General features: G+C 45.3%; 13 protein-coding genes and 3 tRNA genes. 13 read left to right on the plus strand and 3 right to left on the minus strand.

The annotated features are described in order from the left end of the window. Positions 1 to 17 precede the first annotated feature (17 nt). Genes DWX23_RS04985 through DWX23_RS05005 form a run of 5 tightly spaced genes read left to right on the plus strand, consistent with a single transcriptional unit; the run spans position 18 to position 7,797 of the window. The gene (locus tag DWX23_RS04985) at positions 18 to 1,238 is read left to right on the plus strand and encodes a hypothetical protein (RefSeq protein WP_122373656.1); all 1,221 of its coding nucleotides are present in this window, start codon (positions 18 to 20) and stop codon (positions 1,236 to 1,238) included. Between the two features lie 36 nt (positions 1,239 to 1,274). After that, entirely contained in the window at positions 1,275 to 2,153 is an 879-nt protein-coding gene (locus DWX23_RS04990; protein WP_199673225.1) for a FimB/Mfa2 family fimbrial subunit, read from the plus strand. Positions 2,154 to 2,166: 13 nt separating this feature from the next. Further along, positions 2,167 to 3,636 (plus strand): DUF4906 domain-containing protein, encoded by a 1,470-nt coding sequence (locus DWX23_RS04995; RefSeq protein WP_122373657.1) that lies wholly within the window; start codon positions 2,167 to 2,169, stop codon positions 3,634 to 3,636. Between the two features lie 15 nt (positions 3,637 to 3,651). Further along, a complete protein-coding gene (locus DWX23_RS05000) occupies positions 3,652 to 5,637 on the plus strand; it encodes a fimbrial protein (RefSeq protein WP_122373658.1) in 1,986 nt (661 codons plus the stop codon). A 15-nt stretch (positions 5,638 to 5,652) separates the two neighbouring features. Further along, a complete protein-coding gene (locus tag DWX23_RS05005) occupies positions 5,653 to 7,797 on the plus strand; it encodes a hypothetical protein (RefSeq protein ID WP_122373925.1) in 2,145 nt (714 codons plus the stop codon). A gap of 92 nt (positions 7,798 to 7,889) precedes the next feature. On the opposite strand, the gene DWX23_RS05010 is transcribed toward DWX23_RS05005, so the two are convergent. Both DWX23_RS05010 and recO read right to left on the minus strand, forming a co-directional pair. Then, a tRNA-Arg gene (locus DWX23_RS05010) sits at positions 7,890 to 7,964 on the minus strand. Positions 7,965 to 8,035: 71 nt separating this feature from the next. Then, positions 8,036 to 8,761 carry a DNA repair protein RecO gene (recO, locus tag DWX23_RS05015; RefSeq protein ID WP_122373659.1) on the minus strand — a complete coding sequence of 242 codons (726 nt, stop codon included), beginning with the start codon at positions 8,759 to 8,761 and terminating at the stop codon, positions 8,036 to 8,038. Between the two features lie 89 nt (positions 8,762 to 8,850). Here recO and DWX23_RS05020 point away from each other — a divergent pair, with 89 nt between their 5' ends. From DWX23_RS05020 to DWX23_RS05055, 8 genes are all read left to right on the plus strand, one after another. After that, complete coding sequence (locus tag DWX23_RS05020; protein ID WP_122356459.1) at positions 8,851 to 9,240, plus strand: DUF2721 domain-containing protein; 390 nt, start codon at positions 8,851 to 8,853, stop codon at positions 9,238 to 9,240. Positions 9,241 to 9,372: 132 nt separating this feature from the next. Further along, positions 9,373 to 9,444 (plus strand) — tRNA-Glu (locus DWX23_RS05025). 41 nt (positions 9,445 to 9,485) lie between these two features. Next, positions 9,486 to 9,740, plus strand: a complete 255-nt coding sequence (gene rpsT, locus DWX23_RS05030; protein ID WP_122356461.1) for a 30S ribosomal protein S20 — start codon at positions 9,486 to 9,488, stop codon at positions 9,738 to 9,740. 63 nt (positions 9,741 to 9,803) lie between these two features. Next, positions 9,804 to 9,875: transfer RNA gene (locus DWX23_RS05035), tRNA-Glu, on the plus strand. Positions 9,876 to 10,047: 172 nt separating this feature from the next. Then, entirely contained in the window at positions 10,048 to 12,003 is a 1,956-nt protein-coding gene (gyrB, locus tag DWX23_RS05040; RefSeq protein ID WP_122373660.1) for a DNA topoisomerase (ATP-hydrolyzing) subunit B, read from the plus strand. Positions 12,004 to 12,096: 93 nt separating this feature from the next. Continuing rightward, the gene (locus DWX23_RS05045; protein WP_122373661.1) at positions 12,097 to 13,875 is read left to right on the plus strand and encodes a gamma-glutamyl-gamma-aminobutyrate hydrolase family protein; all 1,779 of its coding nucleotides are present in this window, start codon (positions 12,097 to 12,099) and stop codon (positions 13,873 to 13,875) included. A gap of 19 nt (positions 13,876 to 13,894) precedes the next feature. Further along, positions 13,895 to 14,896 carry a M28 family peptidase gene (locus tag DWX23_RS05050; RefSeq protein ID WP_370450058.1) on the plus strand — a complete coding sequence of 334 codons (1,002 nt, stop codon included), beginning with the start codon at positions 13,895 to 13,897 and terminating at the stop codon, positions 14,894 to 14,896. An 8-nt stretch (positions 14,897 to 14,904) separates the two neighbouring features. Continuing rightward, positions 14,905 to 15,330, plus strand: a complete 426-nt coding sequence (locus tag DWX23_RS05055; protein ID WP_122373662.1) for a SufE family protein — start codon at positions 14,905 to 14,907, stop codon at positions 15,328 to 15,330. Positions 15,331 to 15,918: 588 nt separating this feature from the next. Here DWX23_RS05055 and DWX23_RS05060 read toward each other — a convergent pair. Then, the gene (locus DWX23_RS05060; RefSeq protein WP_122373663.1) at positions 15,919 to 17,808 is read right to left on the minus strand and encodes a RagB/SusD family nutrient uptake outer membrane protein; all 1,890 of its coding nucleotides are present in this window, start codon (positions 17,806 to 17,808) and stop codon (positions 15,919 to 15,921) included. Positions 17,809 to 17,818: the final 10 nt, after the last annotated feature.

Here is a 17,818-nt window from a genome sequence, read left to right on the forward strand (position 1 = left end):
ATTAATAACAGAGAGTTATGAATTTCAGAAATTTATTTACAGCTTTATTTGCTGTAGCCACTTTATTTGCATGTAGCAATGACGATGAATCCCCGGTTCCCGATGCGGGTGGTCCTAAATCCATTTCCGTATCATTGGCAGGAATGCCGGGAATCCAGACAAGAGCCTCAGAAGCCGGGAATTTCCTGACTAAAGATACTATAAATGTCAACAGCGTACTTATCAATCTGACAGATGCCAGCAACAGTGTCGTTGTATCAAAGACAGTAAATAAAGATGTTGCAGCCGATTCCGATTGGAGCAAACTGACCGGCACAGGAGAAGGATCTGGTTTAAAATTCATCAATGTACCTCAAACCGTTTCCAAAGTATATATCTATGGCAACCCGGGTAGTGCGGTGGTAGATAACCAGGTAACAACGACACTCGACCAGCAGCAGGGATCAGGCGTATTGTATTCCGGCGTCGATGAAGACCTGACACCGATCGTCGCCGAACCGGTCGAACCGGACCCGACTTCCGGACAGACCTATACGGCCAATGTGACCATTAAACCGATCCTTGCCCGTATACAGATTAACAGGATCTATTTCACTGACAAAAAAGAATTTACATTCACACGTCTTGTCGGAGGAAAAACAGAAGAAGCCAAAGTCACCTGGACAGACTTTACTGCAGACCTGAAAGGTATCTACCTGAATAAATTCTTCAACACCTATCATGATTCGACAAATGTAGAAGACCTGTACAGCAATGCTTCAGCCGTGAACAATATCGTGGAAGGCAAATGGCTGTTCAATCAGCCTACTCCCAACGATGCCGCAGCATATGCCAGCTACAACAACTATTCAGGAGGAGCTTATCAAACAATAAATATGGTTCCTGCGACAGGAAAGAGCTATGCATTTAACTTCTTCCCGGGATCAGTGGTACCGACAATACATCTCGACCTGACAAATATCAATGTAGTAGGCATGCAGTCCACCAATACGACAGCATTCAACCCATCGCTGGCCAACAAGGCACGCTTCGCCAACATCGTGAAGTATTTCAAAGCACCGGATGTTGAAATGACGGCTGCCGACTTCAAACCGGGTACGATCTATAATATGGAGGTCGAACTGATACCGATGCTCGATAATGACCTGGAAAATATTCAGTTTAACGTATTGGTTCATGTAACGATTGCTCCTTGGGCAGAAGAAACGATCACTCCGGGATTCGACCTGGATCAGTAATTTCCAATTTCAAAATAATTTCAACATACAGAACAAATGAAACGAATTATATATTTCAGCATCATATTATGGGTTGTCCTGATGACCGGTTGTATCAAAGAAGATTTGGCTAGTTGCGACACCAACCTGGTCTTCAGATACTTCGGAGATGGGACAAAGGATATATTCCCTGAAAAAATAGAAAAAGTGGATCTGTATGTATATGGCGAAAACGGAGCACTAGTACAAACGATCGGACTGGATCAGGGCGATTTAAGACGCGTTCAGGGAACTCCCCTCAATCTTCCGGCAGGCAAATACCGGATCATTTGTTGGGGAAATTCCCGGAACGACACCCGGATCGACCAGGCTTCAACTTTAAACACTGCTTTGGTTGCAGCCCCTCACTATTTTACAAAAGAATTGATCACCACTAATGACAGCCTGTACATTGGAAGCAGGGACATTGAAATATTTCAGGATAACTCAAGTGAAGATACCGTTTATTTCAGCAGCTCGCACATAAAAATGTATATTGAACTGGTTGGACTGGAAGAGGCTGCTCTGGCAGATGCCACATCACCGATCGACATCGAGATCGGTAATCTGAGCCCGACAGTAGACTTTGCGAAAACATTCTCTTCGGAGAATGTTTCGTACAGGCCGGTTGCCCGTAAAGAGGAAAATTCACCCGCTTTCGACACAAAGTTCAATGTTTTGCGATTCAACGACGATAACGGCATCTATATCAATCTGATAAGAAAAGAGACTAATAAAACAATATATACATTGAAGCTAAAGGATTTCATGCAAGATAACCGGATCACGGTCAACGGGATCAACGAAGTGACGGTAGGGATCCGCTTCCGTTTCAATGGGACCTCGGTCACAGTCAAACCCTGGGATGAAGAGGTGATAATACCGGGCCTCGGATAAGCCCCATAAAGATATGAAAATCAAGAATAAATATATAGCGACAATAGGTGTTTTCATTGTCGCCCTGCTGGCTACATCCTGTACTGAAGACCAGGATACGAATCAGACCTCGGCGAAAATGGATGCACGACTGAACATGACTATCTCCACTCGCGCAACAGCAGACAACCTAAGCAAAGGGGGGGACGGTAAGTTTTCAAGCCTGGCTCTCTATGTATTCAACAAAGCCGATGGCAGTCGTGAATACACCGAACTGGTTCCGGTCATAACTCCGCAATATACGGATGAGTTAATCCGATCGGTCCAGGTTTCACCACAGACAAAGATTATCTATACCATAGGGAATTATAACGATCCGGACAAGGTCTTTTCAATTCCGTCAAAAGGAGAAATCGCTTTACAAGAATTAGGTGACCTGACTTTACAGGAACTGGAAAACCTGACCATTTCGAACCGGAACGGTTTCAGCGATACTAATATCCTGATGGTCGGTAGGAAAGAAACGCCCATAGAAGATTTTCTGACAGAGGTAACCGTGCCAATGGAACGACTGGTTTCACGACTGGACATTTACATGTTCAAAAACAGTAAGTATACGGACAGTGAAGTAGTCGTGAACTCAATCGAGCTGGTCAATCAAGTTACCAATACGCTCGGCAAATATCAAAATGAGGTCATGGTTTCGCCAGTCGAAAAAAGACAGGAGAGCCGGACGATCAGTTCCGATAATACGCTGGAACGTGTACCCGAAGACCTCTCCGTTATCACACCGGATAAGGCGGTGGCTTCTTTCTACAGTTATCAGAACATAGCCGGTCCGGGGGCGCCCGATTCGCTGATCACACCTTATTTACGTATTTCTGTGACAGTAGACGGAGAACTTTATAAATACAAAGGTTACATAACCGACAACGGGCAGACGGATAATAAATACAGCCTGAAACGGAATACGGTATATACGGTCATGGGGATCATCGATCATCCGGACAATATACTGGAGCTTAAAACTATCACTCTCCCCTGGACCAAATCTGTTTCAGAGATCGGTCACGTGGTAAAGGATGGAGATTATGAATTCAGTGCAAACAATACGAGTGCCACTGACGGGATCATACAATATCCTTATGTACAGAATGGGGAGCCACAAAATAAAACGTCCTATGTCAGCTATAACTTCCGCCTGACAGGTCCGGCAGGAGCTATCTGGACAGCGACATTAACGAACGGTTTGGAATTTACTTTCGGGAAAGAAGGATCGACTGCCGGGAAACTGGCCATTTCAAAAGGGATCGCAGGAGATAATATCTACGAAATAAAAGTCGGGGCAACAAAGCCGTGGGGAGGTTCTCAACGCGAAGTACGGTTGTATATCACCGTCGAAGGGGAAAAACTCAAGATCAATCCGCTCCAGAGTAACGGATCACGAAAATTCCCGGGTGACAATGATACAGATATTCTGATCACACAAACAGAATATAAATAAAAGGAGAAAAGGGTTATGAAACGAAATAAGAATTATATCATATTATGCTTATCGGTGCTTACTTTATTGCTTTCTTCCTGTAGCCAGGAAGAGCTAGAGAATAAGCCTTTTGCCGATTCCGGTAAAATAGCGATCCGGTTATCATTGGCGCAACCCGGCATCACAAAAGCAGATACGGAAACCGGTGAAGACAACCTGAATGAAAACCTTGTGAAGACACTGGATGTGTTCATTTACGGGGAAGGAGAAGATGCCTGCTTTTTCTATCAACATATAAACTTAGCCTCCGGAAAAGCGGTAAGCGGAGAATACACAGTGACTCTGAACGCCAAGCAAGAACAGTTCAACCGGGATAAGACATATAATACATATGTTGTAGCAAACTATTCACAAACTGTTCCGGCGAATGGTCTTACCCTTTCCGAACTGAAAGCACAAGCCGTTTCAACCCTGGACCCCGATAAAATACAGGATAGCTTTTTGATGGATGGCACGTCCGCCCAGATCCTGAACGATGGTGTGATAATGAACAAAGAAATTACTGTGCTATTGAAAAGGGCTGCTGCTAAAATACGGGTGTCAACAGCTTATACAAATAGTTTTTCAGCTTTGAAAAGCGAAAATATCAGCAAAAAGCTGTACCGGTATGCAACCAATGCATCCGTACTCGAAACAGCAACACCGGCTACCCCGCAGCTACAGAGCATGGCTGGTTTTACGGATATCGCCTCCGGTGCAGGCTCGGACAAGACGGTCGTCTATTCATATCCGAACGATTGGAGCCAGGATCAACAGAACGAAACATATCTGATCATGAATATTCCGATAACCGGTCCGGATGGAAAAGAATATACGCAGAATTACTATAAGGTGCCTGTCAATTTCCGGTTACCGTCCGATGATACGGCTAATCCGTCCGAAGAACAGGAAGCCGAACGGGACGCTATCTATAAACTGGAACGTAACCATTTATACGATATCACGATCCTGGTAGACAAACCAGGGTCTGAAACACCGGAATCTGCCAAAGAGATCAGTGCCAACTATACGATCAAAGACTGGACAACGAAAGAGGTATTGGTTTCGGTAGAAGGATTCAACTTTCTCTACGTGGAACAGACAACGATCACGTTACCGAACCGTACGAGTTATACAACGACATTCCAGTCATCCACCCCGGACGTCGAAATAACGGATATCACTGTCAACGGAACAACTGTCACAAACGGGGCTAACGGAGTCGATATAACCTGTTCGCAAGGAGTTAAGTCAGGAGACATTGTAATAAACAGTACGCTTCCCGGAAACTTTGTTGCGAAAGAGATCGAATTCACAGTAAAGAACGGAATCGGTTTTACACAGAAGGTCACGGTTACACAGTATCCGGCCTTGTACCTTAGTTCCGATATCTCAGCGGAAACACCAGGCGGCAGCCAGGGACAGAATAATAAAAAGATGTACGTGATCGGTTCTTTTGTTGCCGACTTCTCCTCGTTGCCCGATCCGGATGAATTCGATGAAGATTTCGGTAGCGGATATACACATTATGCCGCCAATCCTGCACTGGGACGATCGTATGCCGAATACATCAGGAATAATGCAGTTCTGGGTTACCCGCTGAGAGATGCAAACAACGAGACGATCGATACGGAGGAAAATAACCGGCGTATCTCTCCCCGCGTGATGCTGGCTTCACAGTTCGGAGTAACGACATCGGACAGTTATCTGAATTCCAGAAATAAATGCTCTACCTATGTTGAAAGAGATGAAACGACCGGTGAGACTTATTCGGACTGGCGTATGCCTACACTGGCAGAAGTATATCTGATCGACGTACTCCAGAACATCAAGGCTGCCGAAGTAAAAAAGATTCTGGAAGGAAGCTGGTACTGGAGTGCCAGAGCCAGTAGTACCGTACAATTTATGGACCCCAGGGTCGGAGGCGGTAACGGTTTCAATCCGCTACGTTCTTCCGTACGTTGCGTGAGAGATGTTAAATAGTAAAAGATGAAAGTTATGAAAAATGTTATCATATATTTAATTGCTTCATTCGCTTTATTCGCCTGCCAGGACGAATACGAAGTGGAGAAGCCCGGTATTCCCGGTAAAGCGACCTTGAAGATTTCCGTGAATATCCCGGAATACAGGATTGCCACACGTGCTGCCTCTTTCGAAAATAATCTTTCGGACGTATGGTTGCTGACCTTCGACATGAACGGACTCTTCATCGGACGTGTCCATGCGACCGACCTCGACAGCCAGGAGACGAATGGCGTCGGCAACGGCTCTTTCAAAGCGGAAGTATCCGAAGAAACCAGGATCGTCCATGTAGTTGCCAATTACGACAACTGGTCTTCATTCGACGACAAGGCTTTCGTTGAAAAAGATGAAAAAGAACTTATGCCTGCTTTATACGGCAGCAAGATGGTTTTCTGGGGAAGAAGTGAAGTTTCTTCCCTGACCTCGCCCTTGAGCGTAACCCTGTTCCGTAACCAGGCAAAGGTGACGGTTCAGAATGAAACAGACAATTTCACTGTCACCGGCTACGCCCTGGCGAATATAGTTTCAACAGGAACAGTAGCTCCTTTCATTCCGAATATGGAACCGAACCCGTTCGCCATCCAGGATGATATCACAACTTTACCTCTGGGAACCCTGTCAAGAACAGACCAAAGCGATACCGATTGTAATCTGGAAGATAAGTATATGTTCGAAAATCCGAACTATTACGAAAATCAGTCTTTCCTTATTATCAAGGGACGCCTGAAAGACGGCTCGGAATTATATTATAAGATACAATTCCTTGACAACAATAAAAGACCTTATACAATCGTCAGGAACTTTCAGTACAAAGTGATCATCAAATCTTTCAGCGAAGACGCAAAGGGTAGTAATTCTTTTGAGGATGCCAAGAAGGCAGAGGTATCCAACAATATCTATGCCGATATATTCAAAGATTCACCCTCCATCTCCGACAGCGATAACAACCGGCTTACCGTCAGCAACCTGAACTTCCTGTACACGCAGGGAGGTACCTTGAACGTGACCGCCCATTATACGGAAAATGAAGTTCCGAACGACAAAGAGATCAGCGTATCTATCCAGGAAGACAGAGGCAACATCATCAGCGGCCTGTCGTACGACGGGAATGGAAATATAACAGCACGTATTGCCCGGGTATATGCCGGACAGAATGAAGCTACAATCTCGGTGAAAGCAGGCAAGCTCTCCCGTACGATCACAGTCACATCGAGTACGTTGTACAGTTTCAGCCCGGCAGCTTTCACTCCGGAGTTATACACAGGCAAGGACCAGGATATCACATTATCTTTCCGGATACCGGATGGAATACCTAATTACCTCTATCCGCTGAAGTGTGAGATCACAACTCAATATTTATATCCGACCGATCCGAATAAAGATCTACAGATCAACTTCACCAACGGAGTATATAAATATGTATACTGGGCAGAAAGTCCGGGTGCCAAAACACTTAATTTCAAAACAAGCCTGGATAACAGCAATGAGACTGTCACCATAGAGAACGACTATTTTAAGACGGCAGAGATCAATCTGGTATCACGCCAGTTTGAAAATGTATCTGTCAATAACAATAACATGATCGTTTACGGTAAAGGAAATACTGCGACACTCAGGTTTACTATTCCCGGATATGCTGATTATCCACTGGAATATCCGCTTACCGTCTTCGTCGCCACAACAAAGCTAACGACGTCGCAAGCCGGATGGACAGCCGTGAATGGCGGTTACAGTTACACCTATAACCAGGCTCCTACCGGAGAACAAACCGTAGCTTTCACTTCTACGCAGGATGATAGCGGCGAGCAGGTAACGGTCAGTGCATCGGGGTTCAGTAATGCGACCATAAATGTCGAAAATCTGGTGAATAAAAACACTTCAACATCGGGAGAGATACGTGTTATTATAAACGGAAGGACATATACAATACCGAACTATACGATCTCATCGTCCGACAGAAGTATACTCGATTCATTCAGGACCAATAATGCCAGCAATTACAATATTTCCGTCAAATCCGGATGCAAATTATCCGACACAGTTTCACTGACAACAAGTTCCTATACAGGTACATTCACCGTCAGGGAACTACTATCCGGACAACGTCTGAATCTACAATAAGAAATAGAATATTATAAAAGGGATATTCCCGATTAAGAAGAAGGACCGTATCTGAAGCAGAGGCTTAGATACAGTCCTTCAATATTTTAACCTGGTAGTCTCGCCGGGAATCGAACCCGGATCTAAAGTTTAGGAAACTTCTATTCTATCCATTGAACTACAAGACCAACTTTTGTATAAGGTGCGGCAAAAGTATAATCTTTTCCGCAAACTGGCAAGTATTCAGCCGGTAATCTGATCAATCAAAAAGACTTTGCATCACCGAAAGTGATTTTATTTCGGGAAATTCCGGCAAATGCAACCGATAATATTCAACAATACGATTGATAACCCCTACCCTGTCCTGCCGGGAAAATGAATATAATGACATATTTTCAAAGCTAATTTTCAGTAACCGGGCAAAAAAGAGGCTCTCTTCACGGGTCAGGTAATGCCGGTGCATAGGGACACGGTCCACAAAGACCCCGTTCTGCATATCAAAATAGCAACCGGCCGAATAAGAATCGGCATTCGGATAGATACCCAGGTAATGAAGCAGACGCAGCAGGAATACCAGATGAAAATTTGCCACCCCTTTATCGGCATATTCCAGCAAACGGATCGATTCATACAGATAATCGAAAAGCCGCTGGTCCGGTTCAGTATCCTTCACCACTCGCAGCAACACCTCCGCCAGAAACAGTGCCAGTACATTCTTCACCGGATTGCAGAACACTTCGGTGAGCGGATAACACAGTTTCGTTTCACGTATCCGGTGCAGGTCGCGCTTATTCAGATGCTCCACTTCCATTTCCAACACCGACAGAGGCATGAACAAGGCCCTGGATACGGTCGACTTCTTTCCCCGGCTGCGTGCAACCAGATAAGAAGCGCGTCCGAACGCCTCCGTATACATATATATAATAGAGTACTTATCGTTATATGGAATAGCATGCAGGACAATCCCGCGTGTTTTACATAACATATCTTCACCGCTTTATGGCAGACAAAGATACAAAACAACAAACTATTTACGATATTTGCAGGTTATAATAGTATAAATACATTTGAGTTATGTTAGATCTTACTACCCCGTCGCTTTTGTTTTCAGCCATATCATTGATACTATTGGCCTACACCAACCGTTTTCTTTCATACGCCAGCGTAGTCCGCGCGTTAAAGGAAAAGCACCAGCAGACACACGATCCGAAAGATATTGCCCAGATCGCCAACCTCCGCAAACGGCTTTACCTGACCCGCTCGATGCAGATACTCGGTATACTCAGCCTGTTGCTTTGCGTGATTTCCATGTTCTTCATCTATATTTCATGGCAAATCATCGCCGCCTGGATATTCGGTATCGCCCTGCTGCTCCTGGCAGCTTCGCTATGCGTATGTATCTGGGAAATAAACATTTCCGTCAAGGCTTTAGAAATACATTTGCAGGATATAAGTTCTAAATAGAAGTTAAAACGAGAAATACTATTAAATTTTCCCATGAAATGTTTTGGTAGTTCAGAGAGAACATCTATCTTTGCACTCGCAATCGGGAAATCAACAATCCCAGAGCGCTGAAAGTGAGAACTTTGACATGATGGCCCATTCGTCTATCGGTTAGGACGCAAGATTTTCATTCTTGAAAGAGGGGTTCGATTCCCCTATGGGCTACAATAAACAAGATTAAAAATTCAATAAAGAATAGCTAAGAAATGGCAAATCACAAGTCATCAATCAAAAGAATCAGACAGACAAACACAAAACGTCTGCGCAACAGATATCATGCAAAAACTGCAAGAAATGCAATGCGTGTACTGCGTGCAACTGAAGACAAGAATGAAGCTCAGGTTCTGTTACCTAAGGTGTGCTCTATGCTGGATAAGCTTGCTAAGAAAAACGTTATTCATAAGAATAAAGCTGGCAACCTGAAATCCAAACTGACAAAGCACGTCAACAAACTTGCTTAAGGAATAGGTTATACTATATATAGTATAAGCCGGACTCAACAGCCCGGCTTTTTTAACCCAGATGGCCCATTCGTCTATCGGTTAGGACGCAAGATTTTCATTCTTGAAAGAGGGGTTCGATTCCCCTATGGGCTACTTTACAAGAGGTCGGATTAGTGATAATCCGACCTCTTTTCGTTTATACTCCCACCAGCCGTATTTTTTGCTATTTTCACATCACTTTTACCTTCTAAGTCGATTATTTTCACTACATTTGTTAGCATTTTTAGATATATAGAAATTTAGTGATTTTAAAGGATAGAAACTCATGAGTGAAGAAATGAAGAATACTTCCGGAGAATACTCTGCGGACAGTATTCAGGTACTTGAAGGGTTAGAAGCAGTACGTAAAAGGCCGTCCATGTACATTGGCGACACCAGTGAAAAAGGTCTCCATCATCTCGTATACGAAGTTGTTGACAACTCGATCGATGAAGCGTTAGCCGGATTTTGTTCCCAGATCGATGTGGTAATTAACGAAGACAATTCGATCACAGTATCGGACGATGGTCGTGGTATCCCTGTAGATTTTCATGAGAAAGAAGGTAAATCAGCTCTGGAAGTAGTTTTAACAATCTTACATGCCGGAGGAAAATTCGACAAAGGGACCTACAAAGTATCCGGAGGATTACACGGAGTCGGCGTATCTTGTGTGAACGCCCTTTCCACTTACCTGAAAGCTGAAGTTCGCAAAGGCGGGAAACTGTACATGCAGGATTATTCCTGTGGTAAACCGCTCCATGGCGTGGAAGTGATCGGCGAGGCCACTACTACCGGAACAACCATCTCTTTCAAGCCGGATGCAACCATTTTTACTGTAACGGAATATAAATACGAAATACTGGCAACACGTTTACGTGAACTGGCATTCCTGAATGCAGGTATCAATCTGACATTAACAGACAAACGCGTTCAGAAAGAAGACGGAACTTACAAATCGGATCTATTCCATTCGGAAGAAGGTCTGAAGGAGTTCGTTCGCTACGTAGACCGTTCCAAAGAATCCCTGATCCCCGATGTGATCCATATCGTAACGGAAAAACAGGGTATTCCTGTAGAAGTTGCAATGACATACAACACATCTTTCAACGAAAGCGTGTTCTCGTATGTAAATGACATCAACACAATTGAAGGAGGTACGCACCTGGCTGGTTTCCGCCGTGGTCTGACACGTACACTGAAAAAATATGCAGAAGATTCCAAACTACTGGAAAAGGCCAAAGTAGAGATCCAGGGCGATGACTTCCGTGAAGGTCTGACAGCCGTTATCTCTATCAAGGTTGCCGAGCCGCAGTTTGAAGGACAGACCAAGACGAAGCTGGGTAACAGCGAAGTGACGGGTGCTGTAGACCAGGCAATCGGTGAAGCCCTCTCCTATTATCTGGAAGAGCATCCGAAAGAGGCGAAGATTATCGTTGAAAAAGTTGTCCTGGCTGCCCAGGCACGTCAGGCTGCCCGTAAAGCACGCGAACTGGTTCAGCGTAAATCGCCGATGACCGGTGGAGGACTTCCCGGCAAGCTGGCCGACTGTTCATCGAAAGACGCTTCTATCTGCGAGTTGTTCCTGGTCGAAGGGGACTCTGCAGGCGGTACGGCTAAACAGGGCCGTGACCGTGTGTTCCAGGCAATCCTGCCGCTCCGCGGTAAGATCCTGAACGTGGAGAAAGCAATGGACCATAAAGTATTCGAAAGTGAAGAAATTCAGAACATCTTCCGTGCTATGGGTGTTACTATCGGTACAGAAGAAGATCCGAAGGAATTGAACCTGAGCAAGCTCCGCTACCATAAGGTGATCATCATGACCGATGCCGACGTGGACGGAAGCCACATTGCCACTTTGATTCTTACTTTCTTCTTCCGCAGAATGCGTGCCCTGATCGAAAACGGATATGTTTATCTGGCAACCCCTCCTCTCTACCTCTGTAAGAAAGGTAAAGTGGAAGAATATTGCTGGACAGAACAACAACGTCAGGCATTCATCGACAGATTCGGTGGAGGTAATGAAAACCAGATTCACACGCAACGATACAAAGGTTTGGGAGAAATGAACGACCACCAGCTGTGGGATACGACCATGAATCCTGATAACCGTACATTAAAGCAGATCACGATCGACAGCGCAGCAGAAGCTGACCAGATCTTCTCCATGTTGATGGGTGAAGACGTAGGTCCGCGCCGCGAGTTCATCGAAGAAAATGCTACATACGCAAATATTGACGCTTAATAAGTGGACAGGTGACAGATGACAGTGGACAGATAACAAAGAAAAAGAACTGTCAACTGTCACTTGTCAACTATCAACTAAAATAGTTTTGTTATGAATAATCAAGTCCGCCGTCCGAGTTTAGAAGCCTTATTCAGGGAAGTTGACAATTTCAATCCGAAAAAAGAAAAACTTCAGCCCCCCCGCATAGGAATATCTTCAAACCGGAAAGACGGACTTTCCTGTATAGCCGAGACTTATGTACAGTCTGTTCTGATGGCTGGGGGTGCTCCGGTGCTGATCCCGGTTATAACCGACCTGGAAGCTCTCACAGCGATTGTTTCCGGCCTGGACGGATTACTGATGAGTGGCGGTGGAGATATCAATCCGCTCTATATCGGAGAAGAACCGATACCGCAGTTACAGGATGTGGATACCTTCCGCGATGAGTTCGACCTGATCCTGCTCCGGTTGGCTACCAATCGCCAGTTGCCTGTCATGGGTATCTGTCGCGGGCACCAGCTTATCAATGTGGCATTCGGCGGCTCCGTCTATCAGGATATTTATTCGCAACATACAGGCGGCGTATTCAAACACAGTCAGGCAATGCCCCGTGAACAGGCTTCACATTCCGTCCGTATCTCCGATACCTCTTCCCGTCTTTTTGAAATACTGAAAAAGGAACCGGATGTACTGGTCAACTCGGTACACCACCAGGCAGTCAAAGAGGTTGCTCCCGAATTCAAGGAAACAGCCGTTGCTCCCGATGGCATCAACGAGGCGATGGAACATCCCGAAAGAGAGATATTCAGTATTCAATGGCATCCCGAAGCAATGGCATCCAATGGCGACAAGTTGATGCTCGAATTATTCAGGCATCATGTAGAAGCGGCACGTCTGTTCAAAGAAGCCAAACGTATCCACAGCCGGAATGTTATACTCGACTCCCACACCGACACACCGATGATCTTCCCCGGCCAGTTCAATATCGGCCAGAAAGAGGGCGGTAAAGTGAATCTTCCGCTTATGGAGGAAGGCATGGTAGATGCAGCCATCATGGTTGCTTATATCCCTCAGGGAAAACGGGATGACGCATCATTGCAACAGGCAACGGCGTTTGCCATGAACCGATTGAACGAGATACATCGCCAGATGGAAATAAACCGCGGCAGAATGAACATCGCCCATACCCCTCAGGAAGTATGGGTAACGAAAGCTGCCGGCAAGAAAGCAATCATGCTGGGTGTGGAAAACGGTTATGCCATCGGTAAAGATATCAGGAATATAGCCCGTTTCAAAGAACTGGGTGTCAGCTATATCACGCTCTGCCACAATGGTAGCAACGATATCTGCGACTCTGCACGCGGAGAAGCCGAATGGGGCGGCCTTAGCCCGTTCGGAAAAGAAGTGATTGCCGAAATGAACCGGCTGGGTATTCTGGTAGACGTATCGCATGCTGCAGAAAGCACATTCTATGACGCACTGGAAATAAGCACACAGCCGATCATCGCTTCGCATTCTTCGGCACGTGCTTTATGCGACCATCCGCGTAACCTGACCGACGACCAGTTGAAAGCATTGGCCGCCAAACAGGGTGTCGTACAGGTCTGCCTTTATAAGGGATTTATCAATGAAAATGCTGAAAAAGCATCGCTCACCGATGCCGTACGCCACATCAATCACATCGTGGACCTGATCGGCATCGATCATGTAGGCATCGGTTCCGATTTCGACGGCGACGGCGAACTGATCGGATGCCGGGCTAGTAATGAACTGATTAACATCACCGTACGCCTTCTGAAAGACGGATACAGTGAAAATGATATAGCAAAGATATGGGGAGGCAATCTGCTGCGTGTCATGTCACGTGTGCAGTCAGCCTATAATGGATAAACAAAAAACAAAAACAGAGATGATGCACATTCTGTATATCGCCCTGCTGGCATGTTCATTAGCAGCATGCAGTCAGGCCAAAAACCAACAAAAAGAGAATACAACGGTGAGCCAGGCAGTACCTCAAACAAATACGCCGACATTCGATGCCGACAGTGCCTACACATACGTAGAGAACCAGGTTAAATTCGGTCCGCGTGTACCTAACACCCAGGCCCATAAAGATTGTGGCAATTACCTGGCTTCCGAACTGAGACGTTTCGGAGCAAAGGTATATGAGCAGGAAGCAACCCTCACTGCTTATGACAATACGGGACTGGAAGCTAAAAATATTATCGGCTCCTATAACCCGGATAGCGACAAGCGCATCCTGTTGTTCGCCCATTGGGATTCCCGTCCTTATTCAGATGAAGATCCTGATCCCGCCAACCATCATAAGCCGATAGACGGTGCCGACGACGGAGGCAGCGGTGTCGGTGTTTTATTGGAGATCGCCCGCCAGCTCAGTATAACCAATCCCGGTATCGGTGTCGATATCATCTTCTTTGATGCGGAAGATTACGGCGTACCTGAATTCAGCAGAAACAAATACAATGAACCGACCAGTACGACCTGGTGCCTGGGTTCGCAGTTCTGGGCAAAGAATCCGCACATACCCAATTACAAAGCAGAATTCGGTATCCTGCTGGATATGGTAGGATCGAAGAATGCCGTATTCTATAAAGAAATGACCTCCATGCGTTATGCAGCACGCTATGTCGATGAAGTATGGAATACTGCGCGTAACCTGGGATACGGAAAGTATTTCATCAATGCGAACGGCGGAGGTGTCACCGATGACCACGAATTTGTAATCGAAGGGCGTAATATTCCATGCCTCGACATTATCAATTACAGTGAGGATGGCTTCGGATGGTACTGGCACACACAGAAAGACAATATGGACAATATCGACCGCGAAACCCTCAAAGCTGTAGGGCAAACGGTTCTGGAAGTAATATATAACCGACAAAAGAAATAATACGAACGATGACTATCAACGAACTTCAGGACAATGTTATTGAAGAGTTCTCAGCCTTCGACGACTGGATGGACAAGTATGCGTTGCTGATCGACTTAGGCAACTCCCTTCCCCCGCTGGAAGAAAAGTATAAAACAGAAAGTAACCTGATCGAAGGTTGCCAGAGCCGTGTATGGCTGCAGGCGGACTATAAAGACGGTAAAATTATATTCAAAGGTGAAAGTGATGCAGTGATCGTGAAAGGTATCGTTTCGCTGCTGATCAATATCATGTCGGACCATACACCGCAGGAGATACTGGACACCGACCTCTATTTCATAGATAAGATCGGTTTGAAAGAACATCTTTCCCCTACTCGCTCAAACGGTTTGGTGGCTATGGTCAAACAGATGCGTATGTATGCGTTGGCTTTCCGGACAAAAGAACAAGGATAATTTATAAAAGCATTTCAACAAAAGTTTTCAGAAACAAGTCCTTCATTCCTTCATCTGTAATATAACTAACTAATTATTGGTTATTTACAGATGAAGGATTTTTAGTGTAATGAAGGAAACAGTCTTCTTTTCGAATTAATACATCATTATCCTTCCAGATATTGATGTCTGTTTAGGTTTAATTCTTCAGGCAAGAAGTGAAGCTTAGGTAATAAGCAATAACAGACCTCATAACTACCTGTTATCTAAAACATTAGCCCTCCTCTCTTGTTTGTCAGATGTCAAACGCTTATATCACAGCTATCGAACAAGCGTTTGACATCTGACAAACAAACGTTCGATAATTGACAAACAGAAAAGAAGAAAGGATAATTGACCTAAGGAGTCACTGGCTATGTACTAAAATAGAATAGGCTAAAAAATATAAAACACAAGAAAAATCCTTCATATATATAATATTCCTTCATCCATAGAATAACCACAATCAAGCGATTAGTCATATAGATGAAGGAATGAATGATTTATTTACGAAAACTTTTATTGTATAGAAGTTCTGTCATCCCGGGACAAACCCGTCAGGACAGGCTCTTATTCGGTTATCTCAGTTCCATAATACGGTCTGAAATCATCGTTTGACTTATATACGTAATAAGTCGTCGGATTCGTATACGGATTATTGTAATGGAAAATGGCAGGATTGGCATTCAGCTCTGCCTGATTCCAACCCGGAGTCCAACCGACAAATACACCGTCCATGTCGAGACAATGCTGGTAACGTTCGCAGTTCGTTCCTTTATAAGCACGGTGGATACCCAGTTCCAAACGCTTAGCGTCAAAGTAGTTGACGCCTTCACCCCAGAACTCGACACCTTTCTGGAAAACATACTCATCCAGAAGCGCATCGGCAGTCGTTGCCGTGCAGGTATAAGACGGGTTACGGGTCTTCACGATATCCTCCAAAATGGCCGCTGCTGCCGGTACACCCGATGTATGAAGTGCCGCTTCGGCTTTCAGGAAATACATTTCTTCAATACGCATGATCGGGCAATCGACGGCACCACCGATCGAGTGTGTCCGGTAATCACCGTTGTGCGGACGGAACTTCATATTGACGTACAACCATGGCCATGACTGGTAACCGTTGGATGAATTAATACGTGAACGAATCCACGACGCAGAACTGTTATACTTATATTGATACTTATCAGGTCCGAATCCGGAATAGTCGTCATTCCAGTCACTCTGGGTCGTACTTGTGCTTATGTCGTTGACCGACCATTTATTGTTGACGAACTTGCCGTCTGCACTTCTTTCCACCAGATACGGCTCACCTTCTTTCTGGTTCTTCGACTCGTAGAAGAAGTTAGGAGCCAGCCACGATTTCTTGCGGAAGTCGTTGTCTGAAAGACGTTCGTACCATTTACGGTCGAGCGAACGACCGACACGCCAACCATACACACTGAAGGTCGTCTCTGTCCCGAAGATCATGGCGAAAGAGAATGACTGATTATTGCCGGTAGCAGCAGTGGTGTTACCTTCCGAAATGGAAGTTGCCCACATCCATGAGTTCTGCGAGTTACGGTTGTTGAAGCCGTTCACCGGATCCGTCCATTCACTTTCCGTCAACGGAGTACAACCGGCTACAGAAATAGCCCTGTCCGCATATTCGCCGGATTTCTGCCAGTAAGAGGCTTCATCCTTATAGGAAGCTGATGTTTTCACACGGGAAGCCAGGTTAGCATATGTACGGGCATACAAACCATAGACAGCCGCCAGGTTAGGCTGGGTTTTATCGGTGCGGGTATATCCTTCGAGATAGGTTTCAGCCTGCTGCAAGTCGCTCAATATCAAATCATAGGCTGCATCCACCGTCGCACGCGGGTTGCTGGAAGCCTCTTCTGATGTGGTCTTTTCCGTTACGATAGGCACGCCCAGGTTGGTCAGGTCGTTTTCAGGCGCCACATAGTTGTAGCGGCTATCCGTAGGTTTCTTATATTCCATGATCTGTACCAGGTCGAGATAATAAAGGGCACGGTAGGCATAACTGATTCCCAGATAAGACTTCTTCGTATCATCCATATCGTTCACATCGATCATGCCGATGATGTCGTTTACATTCTTGATGTAAGAATAATACAGGTAAGAAGGGTACAGTCCACGGTTAGATCCGGTAGCACTTATTGCCCCATAACAATAGGCACCCATCGTGTTATAACCGTTACTGCCGGAACAAACAAACTGGCCTGTACTATGTTCCAGCATGGCACGCATACTGGCGTAGGAGATCATTTCTATACCGCCGTCTTCATTTATATATCCTCCCATCGAGGTATAAATAGAGTTTACCATTCCCTGCAATGCCGATTCCGACGCCTGTATCTGGTCATTCAGCACGTATTCAGTCGGCAATGTTTCTTCAATACAGCTACTTAAGCCCAAAAGAGCCGCTGCAGCCAATAAAATCTTATATTTCTTCATGATGTTTTCT

This window comes from Parabacteroides sp. AF18-52, from assembly GCF_003479145.1.
In the GTDB taxonomy this organism is placed as follows: Bacteria; Bacteroidota; Bacteroidia; order Bacteroidales; family Tannerellaceae; genus Parabacteroides; species Parabacteroides faecis.

Excerpts from the sequence above, each read along its gene's own strand:
- DWX23_RS05005 (WP_122373925.1), top strand. The coding sequence starts at position 5,653 with ATGAAAAATGTTATCATATATTTAATTGCTTCATTCGCTTTATTCGCC.
- DWX23_RS05050 (WP_370450058.1), top strand. The coding sequence starts at position 13,895 with ATGATGCACATTCTGTATATCGCCCTGCTGGCATGTTCATTAGCAGCA.
- DWX23_RS04995 (WP_122373657.1), top strand. The coding sequence starts at position 2,167 with ATGAAAATCAAGAATAAATATATAGCGACAATAGGTGTTTTCATTGTC.
- rpsT (WP_122356461.1), top strand. The coding sequence starts at position 9,486 with ATGGCAAATCACAAGTCATCAATCAAAAGAATCAGACAGACAAACACA.
- DWX23_RS05060 (WP_122373663.1), bottom strand. The coding sequence starts at position 17,808 with ATGAAGAAATATAAGATTTTATTGGCTGCAGCGGCTCTTTTGGGCTTA.
- DWX23_RS05055 (WP_122373662.1), top strand. The coding sequence starts at position 14,905 with ATGACTATCAACGAACTTCAGGACAATGTTATTGAAGAGTTCTCAGCC.
- DWX23_RS05045 (WP_122373661.1), top strand. The coding sequence starts at position 12,097 with ATGAATAATCAAGTCCGCCGTCCGAGTTTAGAAGCCTTATTCAGGGAA.
- gyrB (WP_122373660.1), top strand. The coding sequence starts at position 10,048 with ATGAGTGAAGAAATGAAGAATACTTCCGGAGAATACTCTGCGGACAGT.
- recO (WP_122373659.1), bottom strand. The coding sequence starts at position 8,761 with ATGTTATGTAAAACACGCGGGATTGTCCTGCATGCTATTCCATATAAC.
- DWX23_RS04990 (WP_199673225.1), top strand. The coding sequence starts at position 1,275 with ATGAAACGAATTATATATTTCAGCATCATATTATGGGTTGTCCTGATG.
- DWX23_RS05020 (WP_122356459.1), top strand. The coding sequence starts at position 8,851 with ATGTTAGATCTTACTACCCCGTCGCTTTTGTTTTCAGCCATATCATTG.
- DWX23_RS05000 (WP_122373658.1), top strand. The coding sequence starts at position 3,652 with ATGAAACGAAATAAGAATTATATCATATTATGCTTATCGGTGCTTACT.
- DWX23_RS04985 (WP_122373656.1), top strand. The coding sequence starts at position 18 with ATGAATTTCAGAAATTTATTTACAGCTTTATTTGCTGTAGCCACTTTA.